The sequence below is a fragment of the Oceanicoccus sp. KOV_DT_Chl genome, assembly GCF_900120175.1.
In the GTDB taxonomy this organism is placed as follows: domain Bacteria; phylum Pseudomonadota; class Gammaproteobacteria; order Pseudomonadales; family Dasaniaceae; genus Oceanicoccus.
Genome location: NZ_FQLF01000002.1, coordinates 570,375 through 593,470, shown reverse-complemented (window position 1 = coordinate 593,470; position 23,096 = coordinate 570,375). Strand labels below are relative to the sequence as shown.

The following is a 23,096-nucleotide window of genomic DNA, read 5'->3' as shown; positions in this document are numbered from 1 at the left end:
AGCTATAGTCGTGAAGCTCCGGTGATGTAGGTTTAGGCTTAGATTATGAATGTAAAAAGCTCCGGAGCTTTTTATAACCATCCCACAAGGGAGGATTTCTTCAGTGAATCCAGTAACAAAAACATTTCAATTCGGTGATCATCAGATCACATTAGAAACGGGCCGCATCGCTCGTCAGGCAACTGGCGCAGTATTGGTCACAATGGGTGGCGTACAAGTTCTTTGTACAGTTGTTGCCGCCAAATCATCCAAGCCTGGTCAGGATTTTTTCCCGCTAGGTGTTCACTATCAGGAAAAGGCTTACGCAGTAGGTAAAATTCCCGGTGGTTTTTTCAAGCGTGAAGCGCGTCCATCTGAAAAAGAGACGTTAACGTCACGTTTAATCGATCGTCCTATTCGTCCATTATTTCCAAACGGATTTATGAATGAAGTACAGGTAGTGTGTACGGTTATGTCGGCTGATAAGGATACTGATCCAGATATCGCCGCGATGATTGGTACTTCGGCTGCATTGGCTATTTCTGGCGTGCCATTTAATGGCCCGGTCGGTGGTGCTCGTGTCGGCTTTACTGCTGAAGACGGTTATATCTTAAACCCTGGCTACGCCAAGCTGGCTGAAAGCTCGCTGGATATGGTGGTTGCAGGTACAGCTGATGCCGTACTGATGGTTGAGTCTGAAGCCCAGGAGTTAAGCGAAGACCAAATGCTTGGTGCAGTGTTATTTGCTCACCAGGAAATGCAGACAGTCATCAAAGTGATTGCTGAGCTGGCAGCCGAAGTTGGCAAGCCACGTTGGGATTGGCAGCCAGATGTTGAAAATACTGCACTATTAGCGGCTGTTGCTAACGGTTTCAAACAAGGTATTGGCGATGCGTACCGCATTACTGATAAAGCAGAGCGTTACAGCAAGTTGTCTGATGTTAAGTCGCAGGCTATTGCGCAATTGGCTACCGGTGATGATGCTGAATATGACGCGGCGGATGTTACTGATGTCTTCAAGAAATTGGAAAAATCGATTGTTCGTCAGCGCATTCTGAATGGCGAAGCGCGTATCGATGGCCGTAATACCAGCACCGTTCGCCCTATCACTGTTGAAGTAGGTGTGTTGGATAAAGCTCACGGTTCAGCCTTGTTTACTCGCGGTGAAACGCAGGCAATCGGTGTTACTACGTTAGGTACTACCCGTGATGCGCAGTTGATTGATGCATTGGAAGGCAAGCGTGAAGACAACTTTATGCTGCACTATAACTTCCCTCCTTACTCAGTCGGTGAGTGTGGTCGTATCGGTTTTACTAGCCGTCGTGAAATTGGTCATGGTCGTTTGGCTCGTCGCGGTGTTGCTGCGGTATTGCCAAAGCCTGAAGATTTTCCCTATACCATTCGTGTGGTTTCTGAAATCACCGAGTCTAATGGTTCAAGCTCAATGGCCAGTGCCTGTGTTGCCAGTTTGTCGATGATGGAAGCCGGTGTGCCGTTAAAAGCACCAGTAGCGGGTATCGCGATGGGTCTGGTTAAAGAAGGCGAACGCTTTGCTGTATTGACCGACATTTTAGGTGATGAAGACCACCTGGGTGATATGGACTTTAAAGTAGCTGGTACTGCTGATGGTATTACTGCGTTACAGATGGATATCAAAATCGAAGGTATTAACGAACAGATTATGGATATCGCTCTGGGTCAGGCCCTTGAAGCGCGTTTACATATTCTGGGTCAGATGAACGAAGTCATTAGTACTTCACGTACTACGGTTTCTGATAATGCGCCATCAATGGCGACGTTCAAAATCGATTCTGACAAGATTCGTGATGTTATCGGTAAAGGCGGTGCGACTATCCGTTCTATTACCGAAGACACTGGCGCGACTGTTGATATCGACGATGACGGTACTATCCGTATTTATGGCTCTGATTCGGCGTCTCGCGATGCGGCAGTGGCCAAAGTACAGGAAATTACGGCTGAAGCTGAAGTAGGTGCCATTTACGAAGGTACGGTTGCCCGTATCGTTGACTTTGGTGCTTTCGTTAACATCTTGCCGGGTAAAGACGGCTTGGTTCACATCTCTCAGATTTCTCAAGAGCGAGTGGAAAGCGTTAGCGATTACCTGAGTGAAGGTCAGGTAGTGAAAGTGAAAGTACTGGACGTTGATCAACGTGGCCGTATTAAACTTTCAATGAAAGAGCTGGAAGAGGCTGCACCAGCGGCTGAAGCTGAGCAAGACGCGGAATAAACTCTGCTAGATAAAAAGGGAGCCAATGGCTCCCTTTTTTGTGTCTGTCATTTAAGCTAAGGCTAATTAGATTAAAGTGATTTGCTGATCAATTATTTCGAAGGGTATGGCTTCAAGGCTCTGTCCCATGCAAGGCCCTGCAACACACTCACCATCTTCAATTAAAAAAAGCGCACCGTGAGTAGTGCACTGGATGAGCGCACCGTCTGAGTCCAGAAATTGATCTTCCAGCCAGTTTAGTTCTACGCCAAGGTGTGGGCAATGGTTGCGGTAAACATAGATTTGGCCGTCTTTTTTTACGGCAAATAAGCGTTCATCGCCGTGTTCGAGAGCTTTGGATTTTTCATCGGCTATATCGTTGATGTGACAAAGTACGGTCATAATAATTAGACTAAGTAAAAGTGTTAGTGGATAAAATGAAGCGTAATGATAAAGCAACTAAATACGGGGTCAATAATTAGCGATAGCAAAAACATGTTGTCGCTTTATTGGTATTTTACTAGGCTGGGTTGGTGTCACATAATTCTTCTGCTAACTGCAGTAAATGTTGTTTGGTGGCGTCGTCGATATCATTCCAGTGTGTGTCTGTCATAGCGCCGTGGAGAGCGTAGAGCAGCACTTTCGATACTCGAATACCGCGCTGCTTAATCTCATGATAGGCTTCAACGGCGCCTTTTTCCTGAAGTTCGGCCTGAGTGTTGACGCCAATGGAACGCAGCCAGTTAATAGAAGTATTACCTAAATTTTTTAGTTCAAGTAGATCGCTTGCCATAGCAGGACTCTAGAGTTCGTTATTATTTTTTGGTTATAGCTTTAATTTATAATATATATTCATTCTTAGATCAATCACCTATTTGCTATCGAGAACAGATCGAATGGACAAGCTTTATTTATATGGGTTGGATGATTGTTACATTGATCATCACACAACTAAGTTTCCTATACATCGGCAGGCGCTAGCGGCGTTTGCCTCATTGCAGCAGAGGGCGGCTTCAGCCGGTTTTGAGTTGCAGGTGGCTAGTGCTTATCGCAGTTTCGAACGTCAGTTGTTGATTTGGAATGGTAAGGCGGAGGGCAGCGGCCGGTTTTGGATGAGGCTGGACAAGTACTTGATATGTCGCAGTTGGATCCTTGGCAGCAGGTGCAAGCGATTTTACGCTGGTCGGCTTTGCCGGGAGCGTCCAGACATCATTGGGGAACGGATGTGGATGTGTATGATGCGGCTGCGGTGACAGCAGATTATACGTTGCAGTTAACTGCAAGTGAGGTGACCGGTGGTGGCCCTTTTGTAGCGATGCATGAATGGTTGGATCAACAGATCCAGAAGGGTAATGCGGATGGCTTTTTTCGGCCTTATCAAACGGATCTTGGCGGCATTGCACCCGAGCGTTGGCATTTAAGCTTCGCGCCGGTGGCAATAGAATACCAGCATGGCTGGAATGTGGATGTGCTAATAGAGCAGTTGTCAGAACAGAGCATGGCTTTGAAATCTGTGGTGTTGGAACATATTGAGGAAATTATCCAGCGCTATGTGTGGGTGTCGCCGGCGTTATATCCTGATACAGACAAACAGGTTTAGGTATTGGATAAGGGGTGGAGTATTTAGTGGATAGCAATAATTTGGAACGAAATTTATGGCAGCATATTGTTAGCGAGGCTGAGCAACAAAGCCGTAGTGAGCCGATGTTGGCTAGTTTTTTTTATATGGGGATTTTAAGTCATCAAAACTTTGCCAGCGCTTTGGCAGCGTTTATTGCCAATAAACTGGATAGCCCGGTTTTATCATCGGCTATTATTCGTCAGGAATTTGATCAGGCGTTGATACAGCAGCCAGCGCTGATCGTTTCAGCCTGCCTGGATATTCAAGCGTGTTTCGAACGTGATCCAGCGTGTGATTTGTATTCTCGACCATTTTTGTTCTTTAAGGGTTACCATGCCTTACAGGCATATCGATTGGCCCATTATTTGTGGCTACAGGGAAGGAAAGATTTTGCTTTGTTTTTGCAAAATAGAATTTCTGCTGTTTTTGATGTGGATATCCACCCTGCTGCGGTCCTGGGTGACGGTATTATGATGGATCATGCTACCGGTATAGTGATCGGAGAAACGGCAACGGTTGGAAATAATGTGTCACTATTACATGCGGTGACTTTGGGTGGGTCGGGCTGCGGTAAGTCTAGTCGTCATCCGCAGGTAGGCGAAGGCGTGCTGATTAGCACTGGTGCTAAATTGCTCGGTAATATCAAGGTAGGAAATGGCGCCAAGATAGCCGCTGGCAGTGTCGTGTTGGCAGATGTAAGAGCACATACCACGGTGGCGGGAGTACCGGCTAAGGAAATCGGTGTACCTGCGGAACAAGAGCCAGCATTTAATATGAATCAGCAGCTTAAATAATTAATTTCTTATGCCATAACGCTGTCAGTATGGGGTAATAATGGAATGTGTGTTGTACGTCTAACCCTTTAGCAAAAAGACATCTACTATTTATGACATAGTGCTTCCTATTTGGAACTACAGATTTAACCATTAGCCTTGATTGTCGTTGCGCAATTGCTAAAAAGTAAGATTGAAAATATAGTGCTGTTACGTGCTATGATTTATTGACTTATACAACATCGGAGAGGTAGTAAAAGTGAGCGTTAAATTACTGGATAACGAAGCCTTTTATGGCTACAGGGTTCGTCGCACTGTCGGTGGTAAACTTTATCAGGAGTATTTTTCCCTGAAAAACGGCGGCAAGCGGTTGGGCCCCAAGTTACGTAAAGAAGTTGAGCAAGAAGCTCGGCATCGTGACCAGCAGCTACTTGCAGACCAGCAGAAGGTTAAACAACAACTTAAAGGTGATCGTTGTTTCAATTCTGATGGTACGGTTAAAGGCATTAGTTATTTGTTGAAGACCGAAAAAAGTGGAACCGTGACACCTATTTTTCAAATAGGTATCGCCTCGGAACTTGAAAATAAAATTGTGTGTACCAGCTTTTCATTGAATGCACATGGTAAAGAGCTGGCTTGGAAAAATGCAGTTGAAGCCTATGCTAAGCATAAACTTATCAGTAAAAAGTCCAAGCTGTATAAAAAGCTGGTTACCTCAATGCCAAAAGTAAAGAAAACTAGAAAGGCAGGTTAGATCACTATCTTTTGTGCATAAAATAACCGGGCTTAGCCCGGTTATTTTATGCGGTAAGCTGAAAATTAGCCTTTATAGGCTGCTTCAGCCTTTATGATTTCAGCTTTTGCAGCATCACTGCCAGCCCAGCCGTCAACCTTAACCCATTTGCCTTCTTCCAGATCTTTATAGTTTTCAAAGAAGTGTTCAATTTGCTTGATCAATAATTGTGGCAAGTCAGCAGGTTCTTTTACTTCGGTGTAAAGCTTGGTGAGTTTGTCATGAGGTACGGCTAATAATTTTGCATCCTGACCGGCCTCGTCACTCATGTTCAAAATTCCAATAGGACGCGCGCGAATGACTGAGCCTGGCGCTACCGGGTAAGGAGTCACTACCAATACATCGAGTGGGTCGCCATCTTCAGATAGCGTGTTAGGGATGTAGCCATAGTTCGCTGGGTAAAACATTGGTGTCGCCATAAAGCGGTCAACCAGTAAGCAGTCCATATCCTTATCGATTTCATACTTGATAGGGTCGTGGTTTGCAGGGATTTCGATGACGACATACATATCGTTAGGCAGGTCTTTACCGGCGGGAATATTGTTAAAGCTCATGGTTAATGTCCAGGTTGGAGTTAAAAATTTAAGTCATTAATGATAGCTAGCGAGAGTAGTGGCTAGCAGTAAAAATTTTGAAGGCGCGATTATAAACCGACCAGTGATGAATACCAATATTTTGCCGGTTTTGTTTATCTGACGGCGGAGCTAAGTAGCTGAATTTATGCGATTTTGTAAATGCTGTGCTAATCTTGGACGGTATTTTTCGAAAATAGGAAGCATAAAGGTGTCTGATAGCAATAATCGCCGTCATGTCAGAACAAAGCTACGGGCTGATATTAAGGTGACGCATCCAGAGATTGGCGATCTCAGTCTGCGTACCGGTGATATATCCGACGGAGGAGTTTACATTCTAGCCGAGGGGCAGGAATTACCGGAGATAGGTGAGGTAGTCAAAGTTCAGGTGCAGGGAATTGGTGGCGGTGAAGCGCCTATTCTGGAAATGCGTATTGTCCGCATTGATAAGGATGGTATCGGTCTGGAATTTATGCCCAACGATTAAGTCATAGCCTCAATCTACTATTTGTCGATCCAGAGCCCGGCGTTAGCAACTTCTGTATAGGCTTCCCTATTGGCCAATGTTACTATTTGCGCCGATAAAAACACCAAGGATCATTGATGCATCTCCATATATTGGGTATTTGTGGCACCTTTATGGGTGGCTTAGCCATACTTGCCCGTCAGCTTGGTCATACGGTAACGGGCTCTGACGCCAATGTTTACCCGCCCATGAGTACCCAGTTGGAACAGCAGGGTATTACGCTTACCGAAGGTTATGATCCTTCGCAGCTGGATCCCGCGCCAGACTTGGTGGTAGTCGGTAATGCCATGTCTCGTGGAAATCCGGCAGTGGAATATATGCTTGAGCGGGGTTTGCGTTATACCTCAGGGCCGCAATGGTTATCTGAACATTTATTGCAGGACCGCTGGGTACTCGCTGCAGCGGGTACTCATGGCAAAACCACTACCAGCAGTATGTTGGCCTGGATTCTGGAATATGCGGGTATGAAACCCGGCTTTTTGATCGGTGGCGTGCCCGGCAATTTTGGCTTATCGGCCGATATTGGTGACTCGGCTTTTTTTGTGATTGAAGCAGATGAATACGACAGTGCATTCTTTGATAAGCGTTCAAAGTTTGTTCATTACCGCCCCCGCACCGCCATATTGAATAATCTCGAGTTTGATCACGCCGATATTTTTGATGATTTAGCTGCAATCCAGCGTCAATTCCATCATTTAGTCCGTATCATTCCAAGTAATGGTCGAGTGATAGTACCTGCGAATGATCGCAATATAGCCCAAGTGTTAGAGCAGGGGTTGTGGTCTGAGTTAGAGCGGACTGCCATTGATGATGCAACAGGCGATTGGTTGGCACAAAAAAATCAAGCCGACGGCAGCGAGTTCACGGTGTCATTTCAGGGCGAGGCCGCCGGTATGGTGGGTTGGACGTTGACCGGCGAGCACAATATTTATAATGGCTTAGCTGCTATTGCGGCGGCAAGGCATGTGGGTGTCAGACCCGAAACAGCTGTGGCAGCTTTGAGCGAATTTCAGGGCGTAAAGCGGCGGATGGAGCTATTAGCTGAGCCTAATGGCATTGCTGTTTATGATGATTTTGCGCATCATCCCACCGCTATCGAAACAACCTTGGAAGGATTGCGTGCCAAAGTGGGGGCGCAGCGTATTTTTGCTGTGATCGAACCACGTTCTAATACCATGCGTTTGGGAAGCCATTTGGATAAATTAGCTGCGGCGACAGCTGCTGCGGACCGGGTAATCTGGTATCAACCTGATGGTATTGATTGGTCTCTGCGAAGTGTTATCGAGGCCAGTGGTGATCGAGCTGAACTGCAGCAAAGTATTGACAAGGTCATTGCCAGCGTTGTGGCTCAGGCTCGTAGCGGTGACCACATCGTGATTATGTCCAATGGCGGTTTTGGTGGTATTCATCAACAGTTAATTAATGCGTTAGCTTAGGTATCGTAACGGAATAAGTCTGGTAAGTTTTAAGCTTAAATTTATGTTCGCTAAATAGAATAAGGACAGTTAGTTTGAAAAATCGTTTTTTCGCGGCTTATGAAGCCATTATTTTGCGTCGTCCATTGATCACTTTATTAATTTCGCTGCTGATTATTGGTTGGCTTTCGACCCATATTCCCAGTTTTAAACTTGATGCATCAGCTGATTCCTTGGTACTGGAAGGTGATCAGGCGCTGAAATATTATCGCGAAATTAGTAAGCGCTACGCCTCCGAAGACTTTTTACTCGTCACTTATCGCCCGCAACAAGATTTATTGGCTGACGACTCATTGGCTACTTTGGACAAATTGCGCCAAGAGTTAGCTGCACTACCGGGTGTTTCTTCAGTGGTGACTATATTGGATGTACCATTGCTGGAAAGTCCTAAAGTGACGCTGGACGAGGTTGCAGGTGGCGATGGGCTTCGTAGCTTGCGCACTCCCGGTATAGATAAAGAATTAGTGCTAGCAGAGTTGACCCATAGCCCGATTTACGAAAACTTATTGACCAGTGCTGATGGTCAAACAACCGCACTACAAGTCAATTTACAGCGCGACGAAAAGTATCAAGCGCTGTTAGTGCGTCGGGAGTCATTGCGCGAACGCGAAGCGCAGAAATTATTGTCAAACGTCGAGCAAGCACAACTAGTTGAAGTTGAGCAGCAGTTTAGAGAGTACGCAGCCAGTGTTAACCAGAAACAAAGTCAGTTGGTTGATGCCGTTAGGGGAATATTAATTCCCTACCGTGAAGATGCGCAGGTTTTTCTTGGCGGGGTACCTATGATTGCCGCCGATATGATTAGTTTTGTAAAAAGTGATCTGGTGGTTTTTGGTACCGGTATTATTGTTTTTATTATTATTACCTTATCCATTATATTCCGTCGCCCCACTTGGGTTTTATTGCCGTTGGTAACCTGTTTGTTATCCGCTGCCTTTATGTTGGGCTTGATTACCTGGCTGGATTGGCGGATGACCGTGATATCGTCCAATTTTGTGGCGCTGTTATTAATTATTACTTTGTCTATCACGATTCATCTGGTAGTGCGCTACCGTGAAATGGTGGCTGGTTTTCCCGAATTGAGTCAGCGTGAATTGGTTACTCAAACTGCATTTTTCATGATAAAACCCTGTATATATACTGCATTAACGACAATGGTTGCCTTCGCTTCGTTGGTCATTAGTGGCATCCGACCGGTCATTGATTTTGGCTGGATGATGACCGTTGGGGTGACGGCTGCGCTGGTCATTTCGTTTATTATTTTACCTTGTACATTGATGCTATTGAAAAAGCCCAAAGGCTTAGTAAAGGTCAGTGACGAAACTCCGGCGACGTTACAGTTTGCGGCTTTAACTGAGCGGCATGGTAGCTTGATTCTATGGACCGCGGGTTTATTAACCGTTATTAGTATTGTGGGTGTTACCCGGTTGGAAGTGGAAAACCGGTTTATCGATTACTTCCACGAAAGTACGGAAATTTATCAGGGCATGGAAATAATAGATGCGCAGTTGGGTGGCACCATCCCTTTAGAAATTATTCTGGATGCAGTGCCGGATGATTTTGTCGCCGCTGTGCCAGAGGTGGCCAACACGGAGCAGGCGCAAGCAAACGCGGAAGAGTTTGACGCAATATTTTCTGAAGATATTAGTGACGATTTTTCTGCAGACACTGCGACCAAGAGCGCAGATGATGAGTTTTTTACTGATGAGTTTGCAGAAGACTTTAGCGACGATTTCTCCTCCGATGATGCCGATAGCGAAGAACCAAGCTACTGGTTTAATCGTTCCGGATTGAGCCGGATTGAGCAAGTTCATGACTATGTCGATAGTCTGGATGAAACCGGCAAAGTGATGTCACTGGCAACATCTTATAAAGTATTACGCGGTTTAACCTCCGGGATCGACGATATACAATTAACATTAATTCAGCGCAGTCTTCCTGCCGATATTAATAATATTTTAATTGATCCTTATCTGAATGAAGAAATTGATCAGGCGCGAATTACTGTCAGAGTAAAAGAAACCAGTCACACCTTGCGTCGCGCTGATTTGTTAAAGCAAGTTCAGGGTCACTTGGTAGACGAGTTGGGTTTTCAGCCCGAGCAGGTACATTTAACTGGTATGTTGGTGTTATATAACAACATGTTACAAAGTTTGTATCGCTCTCAAATTTTAACGATTGGAGCGGTGTTTATTGCCATCGTGTTGATGTTCGTGGTGTTGTTTAGATCGTTATCGATGGCGCTTATTGCGATTGCGCCAAATTTATTAGCAGCTGGATTGGTGTTAGGCGGTATGGGGCTGGCCGGAATTCCGTTAGATATTATGACCGTGACCATAGCGGCTATTTCAGTCGGTATTGCGGTGGATAATACTATCCACTATGTGCATCGTTTCCGTACCGAATTCCCACTTGATCACAATTATTTGGCGACCATGTATCGCTGTCACCGCTCGATTGGGAAGGCGATGTTTTATACTTCTATCACCGTGATTATTGGGTTTTCTATATTGGCACTGTCAAATTTTAACCCAAGTATTTATTTTGGATTGTTGACCGGTACCGCTATGTTTGCAGCATTAATCGGTTCGTTGTTATTACTGCCACAACTGTTAATCACCTTTAAACCGCTGGGCCCGAATCAGCCCTTAGCTAACGACAAAGGTTGAGCTATTATGGATTGCCGCAATGGCTGTGGGGCTTGTTGTATAGCTACATCGATTACTTTGCCGCTACCGGGCATGCCGGAGGGAAAGCCTGCTGGTGTTGTTTGTATTAATCTGGATGATGATTACCGGTGCCAATTGTTTGGGACTGAAGAGCGGCCGGCGTTGTGCGAGCAGTTTAAAGCTGCTCCTGATGTCTGCGGTAATGACCGCACCCATGCTTTACAATTAATTTCTGCTTTGGAGCTGGCGACAGCAAATTACTAATGGCGACGATTCCTCTTTTTCCTTTAGGCTCAGTGTTATTTCCGCAAGGTCGTATGTCGTTGCAGATTTTTGAGCCGCGTTATTTGGATTTAGTGAGTCGTTGCTTGAAAGATGATAGCGGTTTTGGTGTGGTGTGGTTGCGTCAGGGGCGTGAGGTGCACAAACCGGAGCAAGCCGTTGATCCTCGTTTTGCACAAGTGGGTTGCTATGCCACTATTGTTGATTGGGATTCGTTACCTAATGGTTTGTTAGGTATTACCATTGAAGGCAATAAAAATTTCGTGTGCTTTCCAGTTATCAACAGAAAGATAATTTGCATTTGGCTGATGTTGAATGGATTGAACCCGAGTCGTATGTGGCCTTGCCCGAACAGAGTGATGAAATGAAAACGCTGCTGCTGCAATTACTCGATCATCCGCATATTGCTCGACTAAAACTTGATCCGGTAGTAGAAGATATGGGTACTCTTGGATATTTGCTGGCACAGCTGCTACCCATTGAAGAAAATTTTAAGTTTGAGTTATTGAAAATGACGCAGCCCGTACTGCGGATGGAGCGGTTAATGGCCTTGCTCGAGCAGTACAGCCAGTAATTATAATCAATACCCAAGTGGTAGTTCTTTATTGAATTCCTGTCCCACAGCAGAGCAACTTCAATTAGTTGCTACCTTCCGCCCATGACTAACAACTTAAGTATGTCTGACAATTTTGATAGTTAATATAAGCCTCGAAACTGGGCCGACAGAATAATATCAAGCGATTAAATGCTGATCCTCTAGTGAAAGATCTACTTTTTCTATTCCTTACTATTCATTCATCTCTGCGCAAAAAATCACCAGCCTGCTATAATTTTTTCATAATTTAATAATGACTCCCTTCTATCAGGGTGCTTTTATCGGGCGATATCGCATGAGCGAAAGTATGAAACCCATAATTCTCGATGTAGAGGCTTCAGGCTTGGGGCGTGGTAGTTATCCGGTGGAAGCAGGGTTCGTGTTAGCCGACGGCAAAAGCCACTGCGCTATTATTCGGCGTGAGTCAGAATGGGAGTATTGGGATCCCCAAGCGGAGCGGTTGCATGGTATTAGCAGGCAGACACTTGACCATTATGGTAAGACGCCGATGGAAGTCGCCGCTATGCTTAACCATTATTTAGCTGGGCAGACGGTGTATAGCGATGCGTGGGGCAATGACAGTAGCTGGATTGCCTTGTTATTTGATGTGGCAGAATTACCACAGCGATTTAAATTGGAGTCCTTGCGTAGCCTATTATCAGATAGCCAACTGGAAATATGGCACGATACAAAGGCTAAAGTGGTTAAAGAATTGGGGTTTAGGCGTCATCGTGCCAGTCATGATGCGTTAATTTTGCAGCACACTTTTTACCAGACTGCCCGTTGTGTTGAGCGTAAAAGAGCCTGCTAAGCTCATGTAAGACGCCCTTTGTGGATCTATCTGGTTGGTTATAACCTGCGTGTGTTAGTGCCAAACTGGTATAAGCCGCACATTCTTCTCTACGCAAGTAGTGTTAAAATCGACTATTAAGTGCCCAGCATATCGAACGGCAATGCTGAGGCAAGGAGTATTCCTATGGTACAAAGCATCAATAACAATGGTTTAAGCTCGGGCTTGTTACAGGGTTTGAATCGCGCTCAGAGCACGCAAGAAACGGCTTTAGAGCGTATTAGTTCAGGCAAGAAGGTGAATAGTGCTGCCGATAATGCCGCAGGTCTGGCGATTATCGAGCGTTTCGCGTCTCAAATAGATGGCGCGGGGCAGGCTATACGTAACACCAGTGATGGTATTTCTTTTAGTCAGGTTGCAGAGTCGGGCATAGGTTCTATTTCAGAAGATATACAGCGGATTCGTGAGCTGTCTATTCAGGCTGCCAATGGTTCTTTAAGTGACAGTGATCGATCAAACTTGCAATCGGAAGTTGGGCAATTACAGGATGAGATTTCCAGACGTCTGGATCAGACTTCATTTAACGGCGTTGATATTTTTAAAACCGATGCGGAAATTAGTTTTCAGGTTGGCGCTAATGCTAACGATACCATTGAGCTTTCTACTAAAGATTTAAGCGCAGATTTAGCGGCCGTAGTAGATATTGATATTTCAACACAGGCCGGTGCACAGGATGCGTTGGCTAATATTGATCCGGCATTGGATGCACTCAATGATCAGCGGGTAGATTTTGGCGCAGTAGCTAACCGTTTTGAATCCACCATCGATAATTTACAGAATAATCGTATAAATACCCAGGCTGCCCGGAGTCGCGTTGAGGATGCGGATCTTGCTAAAGAGACCAGTGAGCTAATCAAAGGTAATATTCAGCAGCAGTCAGGTATTGCCGTTCAAGCCCAGGCTAATACGAATGCGGAGTTGATCTTAAGATTGCTGTCTTGATTGCCCTGCCTGTTTAACCACCCCAGAAACAGCCCGATTATTCGGGCTGTTCTCGTTTCCAGTGATCTGTTTTTTAGTACTCCTCGTAAATATGACTAAGTATCACTACTAAATTGAGGGCTAGATAATGGGAAACTCAAATTTGAATATAGAACGTAACTTGGGCAACATGGAGCGGGTTATCCGTTTATCTCTGGGGTCTTTGTTTTTAGCTTGGGCGTTTAGTCAGCCATATATGAATGGTATTGAATGGTTCGTGGTAGCCATTGCTAGCATGCTGATGCTCAACGGTATTTTCTCGCGGTGTTATGTCTGGTATGTGCTTGACTTGAACACGTGTAACAGCACTGATAGCAACTGCCAGCAATCACTGGGTAGTAACTAAAACGGTTTTTTTACTCGAGAATATTAGTAATTTAGTTATGTCGTTAGTAAAGAGTTGACCTGTTTGGTTGTCAGCATTACAGTCAGTATTATTTAGTTCGGGTAGTATTTTGATGAGCGCTGATGAGGCTGAAGACGATATTTTTCTACAGGAAATGGGTGATGTTAAGCCCTTGCAAGTAGAGAAAAAGGTCAACTTAAATCGCAATACCGCCTCTGGGTTGGCGGTACAAGCTCGTCGTGAAGCCGCTACTCAATCGCTGGAGAAAGATAGTAATCATCTAGCTAGCGATTACGTTGATTTATTAGCACCTTATGACCCGCTGGAGTTTAAGCGCCCCGGTTTGCAACATGGGGTGTTTAAAAAGTTGAAACAGGGCAAGTATCCCGCTGAAGCGCGTTTGGATTTGCACCGAATGACAGTGGAAGATGCTCGTCAAGCGGTGTTCCAATTTATTAAAGAATCAATGTCCTACGATTTGCGTTCGCTAATTATTGTTCATGGCAAGGGCAGTCATAGTCAATCCGAGGCTGCGTTATTAAAAAGTTATGTGAATAAGTGGTTGCCTGATCTCGATGAAGTGCAGGCCTACAATAGCGCGCAGCCGCAGCATGGTGGTTTGGGGGCAGTTTATGTGCTGTTGCGTAAAAGTGAAAAGAAGAAGCAGGAAAATCGCGATCGCATCAGTCGCGGGCGAACACTGGCAGGCTGATGTAGTATTTAGTAGTAGAGAATATTAAAAACGGGGGCGTGTAAGCGCCCGTTTTTTTATATAGCGCCGTTGCTTGTCAGCACGGCAGTATAGTCGGCAGATTTGCGATGCTGTTTGATGATGGATAATACCGTATCGCCTGCAGGGCCGGTAGCGTTGAGATTGCGGCCTTCGGCGACAAAAAAACCAATAAATTCTTCAAAGTTTTCCAATCGCATGGATTGGTAGGCTTTTAATAATACATGGAAGTCGGCATCGCTGCCTTCAGCAGTTTGTACGGTTAAAAAATCTTTAACTCGCTGTTCTGTCCATACTTCGTCAAGTACTTTTTCTTTGTCTTTCTTAAGTGCCATAGTCGTTTACCTGGTTTGCTTTCAGTCATTGTGCTTGCGGCGTACAATGAGGATTAGGAGTTTAATTTTTGCATCAGTATTTTGTTGACCATGCCGGGGTTGGCTTGGCCTTTTGATGCTTTCATAATTTGACCAACAAAAAAGCCAGTCATTTTTTTTCGTTTATCGGCGTCTGCATTGCGATAATTAGTGACCTGCTCGGGGTTGCTGTTTATTACTTCGTCTACCATGGCTTCCAAAGCGCCAGTGTCTGACACTTGCTTTAAGCCTTTGGCTTCAATAACGGTATCGGCGTCACCCTCGCCACTCCACATGGCTTCAAAGACTTCTTTGGCAATTTTTCCGGAGATTGTATTGTCTTTAATTCGGGTAATCAGCTCACCAAGATGCTCGGCGCTAACCGGTGATTGCCGGATTTTTAATTCGTCAGTGTTAAGCTTTGCCGATACATCACCCAGTATCCAGTTGGCAGCAAGTTTGGGGTCATGGCAACTGGCACTGGTCGATTCAAAGTAGTTTGCTAAATTGGCATCGCCGCTTAATAGTCCGGCATCGTAATCTGACAAGCTGTAGTCGGTTATGAATCGAGCTTGGCGAGCGGCAGGCAATTCTGGCAGTTGCGCGCGGATAGCTTCGATATAGCTGTCATCTATTTCGACGGGTAACAGATCGGGGCAGGGGAAGTAGCGGTAATCGTTGGCTTCTTCTTTGCTGCGCATAGAGCGTGCTTGTTTGGTGTCGCCATTGTATAAGCGGGTTTCCTGAATGATCTTACCGCCGTCTTCCAGAATCTCAATTTGTCGCTCAACTTCAAGGGCGATGGCTTCTTCCATAAATTTGAATGAGTTGAGGTTTTTAGTTTCGGTGCGAGTACCAAATTCCTCTTCGCCTTTTAAGCGCACTGATATATTAACGTCAAAGCGCATCGAGCCCTGAGACATTTCGCCATCAGAGATGCCTAGCGAGGTGACAATCGAGTGCAGTTTTCTAGCAAATTCGACGGCTTCTTCTGAATTGCGCATGTCCGGTTCAGAAACAATTTCAATCAGTGGTGTGCCGGCGCGATTTAAATCAATGCCGGAGCTGCCGTGGTTGTCGCCGCTAAGCCCTTCGTGTAAAGATTTACCTGCGTCTTCTTCCAAGTGGGCATGGTGAATCCGGATGGTTTTGCTGCTGCCATTTTTTAGTTGAATCTCTACGGTGCCAGCACCAACAATGGGAAAATCCATTTGGGTGGTTTGATAGCCTTTAGGTGAATCCGGATAAAAGTAATTCTTGCGATCAAACACCGAGCGTTTATTAATGTCGGCATCAATACCTAAGCCAAACATAATCGCGTAGCGCAGCGCCTGCTCATTTAATACCGGTAAAGTGCCCGGCATCGCCAGATCTACCGCGCTTGCCTGGGTATTGGGTTCGGCACCAAAAGCCGTGCTGGAAGCAGAAAATATTTTACTTTGAGTGGCCAGTTGTACATGCACTTCAAGGCCTATGACGGTTTCCCATTCCATGATTTAGCCCTCCACCTGAATGTTTACTGGTTGTTGTTGATGCCAGTCGGTGGCTTGCTGGAATTTATGCGCAACATTTAACATTTTTGCTTCCGCAAAATAATTACCGGTTAATTGCAAGCCGGCAGGTTTACCTTCAACTAAGCCAGCTGGAATTGACATGCCAGGCAAACCAGCGAGGTTGGTGGAGATGGTATAAATATCTTCCAGATACATCGATACCGGGTCGTTGGATTTTTCTCCCAGCTTAAATGCTGTGTTGGGTACGGTCGGCCCCATAATAATATCGACGTCGTTAAAAGCGGTGACGAAATCATTTTTAATTAGGCGGCGAATTTGTTGCGCTTTGCGATAGTAGGCATCATAGAAGCCCGCCGACAAGGCATAAGTGCCAATTAAGATGCGACGTTTAACTTCTTCACCAAACCCTTCTTCACGAGTGCGGGTATATAAATCGTGTAAATCCTTTGGGTCTTTACAGCGATAGCCATAACGGACACCATCAAAACGCGATAAATTTGCTGAGGCTTCCGAGGGCGCAATAATATAGTAGCAGGGGACAGCCAGGTGAGTATTGGGTAGCGAAATTTCTTTCACAGTGGCGCCCAAGGCTTCGTATTCTTTGATAGCGGCTTGTATAGCTTGCTCGATAGCAGGGTTAAGGCCGTCACCGAAATACTCTTTGGGTAGGCCAATGGTTAACCCCGATAAATCATCATTAAGGGTGGCGGTGTAATCCGGTACTGGTTGATCGATACAGGTAGAATCTTTCTCATCAAATCCCGCCATTACATTTAACATGAGTGCGGCATCTTCTGCGGAGCGAGTCATCGGGCCGCCTTGATCCAGGCTGGAAGCGAAAGCAATCATGCCGTAGCGTGAAACTCGGCCATAGGTTGGTTTAATCCCGCTAATACCACACAGCGCGGCGGGTTGCCGGATAGAGCCGCCAGTATCGGTGCCGGTTGCTGCAGGTGCTAGTAGCGCAGCAACGGCAGCGGCACTACCACCAGAAGATCCGCCAGGTACGCACTCGGCATCCCATGGGTTTTTAACCGCGCCATAAAAACTGGATTCATTGGAAGAGCCCATGGCGAACTCATCCATATTGGTTTTGCCTAGTGAGACGGTGCCTGCCTGATTGAATTTTTCTATGACTGTGGCGTTATAGGGCGGAATAAAGTTATCCAGCATTTTTGAACCGCAGCTGGTTTTTACGCCAGCGGTACAAAAAATATCTTTATGCGCGAGTGGCACGCCGGTAAGCGCCTCAGCCTCGCCGTTAGCGCGCTTGCTATCGGCGGCCTTTGCTTGGGTCAGAGCGAGTTCAGGGGTGACGGTGATAAAACTGTTATAGCTGCCGTCCATTTTCTCAATACGATTAAGAAAGTGCTGGGTTAGCTCGACACTGGAAAATTCTTTGTTGGCTAAACCGTTGCTCAGTTCAGCCAGTGTTTTGTTGTGCATGAAGTTTCCCTTAGGGATATCGGGCGTCTTTGCCTTTGGCGGACGCGGGGTATTGAGTTAAGGGCTGTGTGATTACAGTCGCCCCATTATAAATGACAGAATTCAATCGCTATTCAATAACTTTGGGTACCAGATAAAGGCCGTTTTCTGCTTGGGGGGCAATGGCTTGAAATCCGTCACGTTGGTCGGATTCTGCAACAAGGTCGGCGCGTAAGCGCTGGCTGGCATCCAAGGGGTTAGCCATAGGTTCTACATCGGAGGTGTCTACTGCTTGCATTTGGTCCACCATCGCAAGGATGTCATTGATACGTGCAGCCAGCTCTGGGACATGGTTGTCGTCCACATGGATACGGGCCAGCGTGGCTATTTTTTCTATCTCGGAGTTTTCAACGGACATTGCTACAGGCTCTGTTTATCGTGCGGGTTCTGATTTTGAAATTTATCTGGCTCAAAGGAGGCGATAAGTCATTATAAACGCTAAACTTATCACATTTCTGCCTTGCTCTAAATCCCTGCCGTTGTTAGAGTGGCAAATTTATTGCAGGCTGTGAAAAAGATGGCCAAAAGCTGTCGCCAAAAACCAATAATAGGCGATTTTTCTGTGCTTTCGCCAAATACATGACAGTATTTGAATTTTAGTGCGTGCCGCTGTCAATTTGTGGTTGCGCCCAAGGTGAATTATTTAGATGTTTAAAAGATTAAGAGGTCTGTTTTCCAACGACTTGTCCATTGATTTAGGCACTGCAAATACGCTGATATATGTACGTGAGCAGGGCATCGTGTTGGATGAACCCTCGGTTGTTGCCATTCGTATTCATAATGGCCAAAAAACAATAGAGGCGGTAGGTACCGATGCCAAGCGGATGCTGGGTCGTACTCCTGGCAATATCACTGCCATTCGGCCTCTGAAAGACGGCGTTATTGCAGACTTTCAGGTGACTGAAAAAATGCTGCAGCATTTTATCTCCAAGGTTCACCAAAACAGTTTTATTCGTCCTAGCCCTCGGGTGTTAATTTGTGTGCCCTGCAAATCGACCCAGGTTGAGCGCCGTGCCATTCGTGAATCTGCTCTGAGTGCGGGTGCCCGTGAGGTGCGATTGATTGAAGAACCTATGGCCGCTGCGATTGGTGCCGGTTTGTCGGTGGAAGAAGCCACAGGTTCAATGGTGGTAGACATTGGTGGCGGTACCACCGAGATTGCTATTATTTCACTGAATGGTGTGGTCTATTCAGATTCGGTGCGGGTCGGTGGCGATCGTTTTGATGAGGCGATCGTCTCTCATGTTCGTCGGGCCTATGGCAGCCTCATCGGTGATGCCACCGCAGAGCGAATCAAGAAAGAGATAGGCTGTGCGCATAAAGACAGTGAGCTTCGGGAGATTGATGTTCGTGGTCGCAATTTGGCTGAGGGTGTGCCCAGAAGCTTTACTCTTAATAGTGACGAAATTCTTGAAGCTTTACAGGAGCCGGTAACGGCTATTGTGCAATCGGTTAAGCGCGCGCTGGAGCAAGCTCCTCCGGAATTGGCAGCAGATATTGCCGAAACCGGTATTGTGTTGACTGGTGGTGGCGCCATGTTGCGTGACCTCGATCGTTTAATCTCTGATGAGACGGGTTTGCCGGTGTTGGTAGCGGATGATCCATTGACTTGCGTAGCCCGTGGTGGCGGTAAGGCATTGGAGATTATGGATCGTCATAATATTGATCTGTTATCGACTGAATAAATTGTTCTCTCTAAAGCTGACGGGATAAGTTAACTCTCAATGTGTTGGTAAGAACCGCATATTCAGAGCTAGACCTGAGGGCCGTGTGCCTGATTATTTAAAGTACGGGGTCGACTTATTAAGCCGCTATTCGTAAAAGGTCCTTCCATTGGTACTCGCTTGTTATTGCTGAGTGCTATCGCTTTTGTGCTGATTTTTGCTGGCCAGCGTTATGCCTGGTTTCAGCAAATAGACGCCAAACTCTCCGTGATCGCTACGCCTTTTTATTGGGTGTCTGATATTCCTGCCAAAATTTCCGAATGGGGCGAGCTCAATATTCGCAGCCGCGAAAACCTGGTGGATGATAATGAAAAACTGCGGGCAGAAACCTTGCTGCTGAAAGCGCAAGTGCAAAAGCTAGCTTCGCTGGAAGCAGAAAATGTTCGCTTACGAGAGCTGCTTAATTCCTCAGCATTATTGAATGACAGTGTGTTGGTTGCTGAGATGATGGGCGTATCGCCGAACCCTTTGCATCATGAAATCATTGTTAACAAAGGTGAAACGGCTGGTTTATATATTGGCCAGCCGGTTATCGATGCGCTGGGCTTGATGGGGCAAATTGTCGAAGTCGGCCCGCTACAAAGCCGGGTTTTACTGATTACCGATGCGACTCATGCCATACCAGTGCAGGTGAACCGCAATGGTGTGCGCAGTATTGCCGAGGGTGTGGGATTATTGGATGAGTTGGTGTTGCAGCATGTAGCAGCAACCACGGATATCAAGGTAGGTGATCTTTTAGTGAGCTCAGGGTTAGGTCAGCGTTTTCCGGTGGGCTATCCTGTTGCTACTGTCACTGAAGTGACCATTGATCCGGGGCAGCCTTTTGCCACGGTGAAGGCTACGCCACGCGCTGCTCTGGATCGCAGTCGTCATGTGTTATTAGTATTCAGTAATAAAAATAAACAAGCGGGCAATGAATCCGCTAATCAAGCGGCCTCAGCAACAGCGGCGGGGGGGCAGCGCTAATGAATCGGGCGAATGGGCGCGGGGTGATTGCGTTAAGCTTGATTGTGGCGCTGTGGTTGGCGATTGTGCCATTACCACTGTGGGCGCAATGGGGGCGGCCAGCATTGGTAGCGATGGTGTTATTGTATTGGGTCATCGCGTTGCCTGAGCGGGTGGGTATTGGCATCGCTTGGTTAGTTGGCATCGTGCAGGATGTAGTGACGGGGCTCCGTTGGGGCAAAATGCATTTTCATTGGCGGTACTTTCTTATTTGGCATTGATTCTATATCAACGCCTGCGGATGTTTACCCCAATACAACAAGCCATGGTGGTGTTTGTTTTAATTGGTTTGAATCAGTTGCTTGGCAATTGGGTGCAAACCTTACACGGTACAGTTTCTCCAGATTTAAAGTTTTTGCTGCCTGCCTTAGTGAGTGCATTACTATGGCCTTTGCTTTCTGAGTTTCTGCGCTTACTACGCAGAGCTTACTATGTCAGTTAAGTGTAGGCTCTGTCGATGGATTCTGGTTTAACACCAATCTACTTAGCCTCTCAATCTCCGAGACGGTCCGAGCTACTGCAACAAATAGGGGTACACTTTACCAAGCTGGATGTAACCGTAGATGAAACGCCATTGGACCGTGAGCTGCCCGAAGCCTATGTCAGCAGAGTAGCCTTGGCAAAGGCGCAATCGGGGTGGCAGTTAGTGGAGGAGTCCGGGTTGCCAGCTTTACCCGTGTTGGGTGCGGATACGACAGTTATCTACGCGGGTGAAATTATGGGTAAGCCCGTTGATCGTGAGCATGGCTTAATGATGCTGTCGAAGCTAGCGGGTAATACCCATCAAGTGATGACGGCAATCAGTTTTTGTTATCAGCAACAGCTCGTTTCGGCACTTAGTGTGACCGCGGTGACTTTTCGGCCCATAACCCCGCAGGAGCTTCAGGATTATTGGGATACTGGAGAACCTAAAGGCAAAGCCGGTGCCTATGCTATACAGGGCTTGGCCGCCGTATTTGTCGAGCAAATTCGGGGCAGTTATTCAGCCGTGGTGGGTTTGCCATTATTGGAGACGCATCAGCTACTACAAAAAATTAACGTGCGGAAATGAAACTGTTTAAACGTTTGATTCCAATATTAATACTCTAATACCTACAGTGAAGTCTGCGATGAGCGAAGAAATATTAGCCAATATAACGCCCACTGAAACCCGGGTAGCGATAGTTGAAAACGGTATGCTGCAAGAAGTTTATATCGAGCGGGCGGCTACCAAAGGCATTGTTGGGAATATATATAAAGGTAAAGTGGTACGTGTGTTGCCAGGTATGCAGGCGGCATTTGTTGATATTGGTTTAGAGCGCACCAGCTTTATTCATGCTTCGGATATCGCCAGTATTGATAAAGATGGTGTCGAACAGCGCAGTAATGAGGCGCTGGATATCCGTAGTATGGTGTGGGAAGGGCAGAGCTTGATTGTGCAAGTTATCAAGGACCCTATTGGCACCAAGGGCGCTCGGTTGACCACTCACTTATCAGTTCCATCCCGCTACCTGGTTTATATGCCGCACACACGTCATTTAGGTGTTTCGCAGCGAATTGATGACGAGGCTGAGCGCAATCGCTTGCGTGAGTTAGTAGAGCAATGTATTGCCACCGAAGGTATGGAGAAATTGGGCGGATTTATTCTGCGCACGGCTGCTGAAGGTGCCGGTGGTGATGAGGTGCTAGCTGATATTCAATACTTTAAACGCTTATGGGCAGCGTTAGAGAGAAAAATAAAAGAGCGTTCTGCGCCCTCCATTATTTATGAAGACCTCCCTTTATATATGCGGACAATGCGAGATCTGGTACGGCCGGAAATGGAAAAAATTCGTATTGATTCCCGGGAAAGTTTTCAAAATGTAAAGCAGTTCGCTGAAGATTATATTCCTTCCATAGAAGATCGTATTGAATACTATCCGGGTGAAAGACCAATTTTTGATCTATATGGCGTTGAAGATGAAATTCAAAAAGCGCTGGGTAGAAAGGTTGAGCTAAAATCCGGAGGTTATTTGATTATTGATCAAACCGAAGCAATGACCACCATCGATGTTAATACCGGTGGTTTTGTCGGACATCGAAATTTGGAAGAGACGATTTTTAAAACCAATCTGGAAGCGGCTACATCTTTATCACGACAATTGCGGCTCCGTAATCTGGGTGGAATCATTATCATTGATTTTATCGATATGAAAGACCCTGAACATCGCCGGCAGGTTCATCGGGCGTTAGAAAAAGCCATGGAACACGACTATGCCAAAACCATCATCACTGGTGTTTCAGAGTTGGGCTTGGTTGAAATGACTCGCAAGCGTACGCGGGAAAGTCTTGAGCATGTGATGTGTGAGGATTGTCCCGTGTGTCAGGCTCGCGGTTCAGTTAAAACGGCTGAGACTATTTGCTACGAAATATTTCGTGAAATATTGCGCGAAGCCCGTGCCTATGACAACGATAAATTATTAGTGCTGGCGTCGCAGTCGGTGGTTGACCGGTTACTTGATGAAGAATCCGCCAGCGTGGCAGATTTAGAAGAGTTTATCGGTAAAAGTATTCAGTTTCAGGTTGAGACCATGTACAACCAGGAACAGTTTGATGTGATCTTATTGTAGCGGATTTA

26 protein-coding genes and 1 pseudogene are annotated in these 23,096 nt (G+C 46.1%); 20 read left to right on the top strand and 7 right to left on the bottom strand.

The window, feature by feature from the left end; translation table 11 throughout:
- The first annotated feature begins 103 nt into the window (after positions 1-103).
- On the top strand, positions 104-2,227 hold the full coding sequence (gene pnp, locus UNITIG_RS06435; RefSeq protein ID WP_101757640.1) for a polyribonucleotide nucleotidyltransferase: 2,124 nt from the start codon (positions 104-106) through the stop codon (positions 2,225-2,227).
- A 66-nt stretch (positions 2,228-2,293) separates the two neighbouring features.
- Here the strand turns inward: pnp and UNITIG_RS06430 are convergent, their stop codons facing one another.
- Together UNITIG_RS06430 and UNITIG_RS06425 are read right to left on the bottom strand one after the other, a co-directional pair.
- Entirely contained in the window at positions 2,294-2,608 is a 315-nt protein-coding gene (locus UNITIG_RS06430; RefSeq protein ID WP_101757639.1) for a Rieske (2Fe-2S) protein, read from the bottom strand.
- Between the two features lie 118 nt (positions 2,609-2,726).
- The gene (locus UNITIG_RS06425; protein ID WP_101757638.1) at positions 2,727-2,999 is read right to left on the bottom strand and encodes a TfoX/Sxy family protein; all 273 of its coding nucleotides are present in this window, start codon (positions 2,997-2,999) and stop codon (positions 2,727-2,729) included.
- Between the two features lie 103 nt (positions 3,000-3,102).
- On the opposite strand from UNITIG_RS06425, the gene UNITIG_RS24995 reads away from it, so the two are divergent.
- From UNITIG_RS24995 to UNITIG_RS06410, 4 genes are all read left to right on the top strand, one after another.
- Complete coding sequence (locus UNITIG_RS24995; protein WP_255399450.1) at positions 3,103-3,459, top strand: D-alanyl-D-alanine carboxypeptidase family protein; 357 nt, start codon at positions 3,103-3,105, stop codon at positions 3,457-3,459.
- On the top strand, positions 3,342-3,806 hold the full coding sequence (locus tag UNITIG_RS06420) for a M15 family metallopeptidase (protein ID WP_255399449.1): 465 nt from the start codon (positions 3,342-3,344) through the stop codon (positions 3,804-3,806). Before UNITIG_RS24995 ends, UNITIG_RS06420 begins: the two co-directional genes overlap by 118 nt.
- A gap of 26 nt (positions 3,807-3,832) precedes the next feature.
- The gene (cysE, locus tag UNITIG_RS06415; RefSeq protein ID WP_101757637.1) at positions 3,833-4,621 is read left to right on the top strand and encodes a serine O-acetyltransferase; all 789 of its coding nucleotides are present in this window, start codon (positions 3,833-3,835) and stop codon (positions 4,619-4,621) included.
- A gap of 238 nt (positions 4,622-4,859) precedes the next feature.
- Positions 4,860-5,354: a hypothetical protein gene (locus UNITIG_RS06410; protein ID WP_101757636.1), complete on the top strand. Its 495-nt coding sequence runs from the start codon at positions 4,860-4,862 to the stop codon at positions 5,352-5,354.
- Between the two features lie 65 nt (positions 5,355-5,419).
- Here the strand turns inward: UNITIG_RS06410 and ppa are convergent, their stop codons facing one another.
- Positions 5,420-5,947, bottom strand: a complete 528-nt coding sequence (ppa, locus tag UNITIG_RS06405; RefSeq protein WP_101757635.1) for an inorganic diphosphatase — start codon at positions 5,945-5,947, stop codon at positions 5,420-5,422.
- 229 nt (positions 5,948-6,176) lie between these two features.
- On the opposite strand from ppa, the gene UNITIG_RS06400 reads away from it, so the two are divergent.
- From UNITIG_RS06400 to smrA, 10 genes are all read left to right on the top strand, one after another.
- A complete protein-coding gene (locus tag UNITIG_RS06400; protein WP_235015292.1) occupies positions 6,177-6,452 on the top strand; it encodes a PilZ domain-containing protein in 276 nt (91 codons plus the stop codon).
- A 116-nt stretch (positions 6,453-6,568) separates the two neighbouring features.
- Positions 6,569-7,927, top strand: a complete 1,359-nt coding sequence (mpl, locus tag UNITIG_RS06395; protein WP_101757633.1) for a UDP-N-acetylmuramate:L-alanyl-gamma-D-glutamyl-meso-diaminopimelate ligase — start codon at positions 6,569-6,571, stop codon at positions 7,925-7,927.
- Positions 7,928-8,001: 74 nt separating this feature from the next.
- Complete coding sequence (locus tag UNITIG_RS06390; protein ID WP_101757632.1) at positions 8,002-10,635, top strand: RND family transporter; 2,634 nt, start codon at positions 8,002-8,004, stop codon at positions 10,633-10,635.
- A 6-nt stretch (positions 10,636-10,641) separates the two neighbouring features.
- The gene (locus tag UNITIG_RS06385; protein ID WP_101757631.1) at positions 10,642-10,899 is read left to right on the top strand and encodes a YkgJ family cysteine cluster protein; all 258 of its coding nucleotides are present in this window, start codon (positions 10,642-10,644) and stop codon (positions 10,897-10,899) included.
- Positions 10,899-11,285, top strand: coding sequence for an LON peptidase substrate-binding domain-containing protein (locus UNITIG_RS06380; RefSeq protein WP_101757630.1), 387 nt, complete (start codon positions 10,899-10,901; stop codon positions 11,283-11,285). Before UNITIG_RS06385 ends, UNITIG_RS06380 begins: the two co-directional genes overlap by 1 nt.
- On the top strand, positions 11,282-11,491 hold the full coding sequence (locus tag UNITIG_RS06375; RefSeq protein ID WP_101757629.1) for a hypothetical protein: 210 nt from the start codon (positions 11,282-11,284) through the stop codon (positions 11,489-11,491). The genes UNITIG_RS06380 and UNITIG_RS06375 overlap by 4 nt, the downstream gene beginning before the upstream one ends.
- Before the next feature lie 316 nt (positions 11,492-11,807).
- Entirely contained in the window at positions 11,808-12,323 is a 516-nt protein-coding gene (locus tag UNITIG_RS06370) for a hypothetical protein (protein ID WP_101757628.1), read from the top strand.
- A 165-nt stretch (positions 12,324-12,488) separates the two neighbouring features.
- Positions 12,489-13,304, top strand: a complete 816-nt coding sequence (locus UNITIG_RS06365; RefSeq protein ID WP_101757627.1) for a flagellin — start codon at positions 12,489-12,491, stop codon at positions 13,302-13,304.
- Between the two features lie 142 nt (positions 13,305-13,446).
- The gene (locus UNITIG_RS06360) at positions 13,447-13,689 is read left to right on the top strand and encodes a DUF2892 domain-containing protein (protein WP_159931104.1); all 243 of its coding nucleotides are present in this window, start codon (positions 13,447-13,449) and stop codon (positions 13,687-13,689) included.
- 112 nt (positions 13,690-13,801) lie between these two features.
- Entirely contained in the window at positions 13,802-14,401 is a 600-nt protein-coding gene (smrA, locus tag UNITIG_RS06355; RefSeq protein ID WP_101759206.1) for a DNA endonuclease SmrA, read from the top strand.
- Positions 14,402-14,457: 56 nt separating this feature from the next.
- Here the strand turns inward: smrA and UNITIG_RS06350 are convergent, their stop codons facing one another.
- From UNITIG_RS06350 to gatC, 4 genes are all read right to left on the bottom strand, one after another.
- Positions 14,458-14,754, bottom strand: a complete 297-nt coding sequence (locus UNITIG_RS06350) for a PA4642 family protein (protein WP_101757625.1) — start codon at positions 14,752-14,754, stop codon at positions 14,458-14,460.
- A gap of 53 nt (positions 14,755-14,807) precedes the next feature.
- Complete coding sequence (gene gatB, locus UNITIG_RS06345; protein WP_101757624.1) at positions 14,808-16,265, bottom strand: Asp-tRNA(Asn)/Glu-tRNA(Gln) amidotransferase subunit GatB; 1,458 nt, start codon at positions 16,263-16,265, stop codon at positions 14,808-14,810.
- A 3-nt stretch (positions 16,266-16,268) separates the two neighbouring features.
- Entirely contained in the window at positions 16,269-17,732 is a 1,464-nt protein-coding gene (gene gatA / locus UNITIG_RS06340) for an Asp-tRNA(Asn)/Glu-tRNA(Gln) amidotransferase subunit GatA (protein WP_101757623.1), read from the bottom strand.
- A 109-nt stretch (positions 17,733-17,841) separates the two neighbouring features.
- Complete coding sequence (gatC, locus tag UNITIG_RS06335; RefSeq protein WP_101757622.1) at positions 17,842-18,129, bottom strand: Asp-tRNA(Asn)/Glu-tRNA(Gln) amidotransferase subunit GatC; 288 nt, start codon at positions 18,127-18,129, stop codon at positions 17,842-17,844.
- A gap of 289 nt (positions 18,130-18,418) precedes the next feature.
- On the opposite strand from gatC, the gene UNITIG_RS06330 reads away from it, so the two are divergent.
- The 5 genes and pseudogenes from UNITIG_RS06330 (at position 18,419) to rng (ending at position 23,088) form a co-directional block, all read left to right on the top strand.
- Positions 18,419-19,456: a rod shape-determining protein gene (locus UNITIG_RS06330; protein WP_101757621.1), complete on the top strand. Its 1,038-nt coding sequence runs from the start codon at positions 18,419-18,421 to the stop codon at positions 19,454-19,456.
- Between the two features lie 117 nt (positions 19,457-19,573).
- Positions 19,574-20,461: a rod shape-determining protein MreC gene (gene mreC / locus UNITIG_RS06325; RefSeq protein ID WP_101757620.1), complete on the top strand. Its 888-nt coding sequence runs from the start codon at positions 19,574-19,576 to the stop codon at positions 20,459-20,461.
- Positions 20,461-20,942 (top strand): annotated as a pseudogene (mreD, locus tag UNITIG_RS25490) (rod shape-determining protein MreD). Before mreC ends, mreD begins: the two are co-directional and overlap by 1 nt.
- Before the next feature lie 15 nt (positions 20,943-20,957).
- Positions 20,958-21,551 carry a nucleoside triphosphate pyrophosphatase gene (locus UNITIG_RS06315; RefSeq protein WP_101757619.1) on the top strand — a complete coding sequence of 198 codons (594 nt, stop codon included), beginning with the start codon at positions 20,958-20,960 and terminating at the stop codon, positions 21,549-21,551.
- 58 nt (positions 21,552-21,609) lie between these two features.
- Positions 21,610-23,088, top strand: a complete 1,479-nt coding sequence (gene rng / locus UNITIG_RS06310) for a ribonuclease G (RefSeq protein WP_101757618.1) — start codon at positions 21,610-21,612, stop codon at positions 23,086-23,088.
- Positions 23,089-23,096 lie beyond the last annotated feature (8 nt).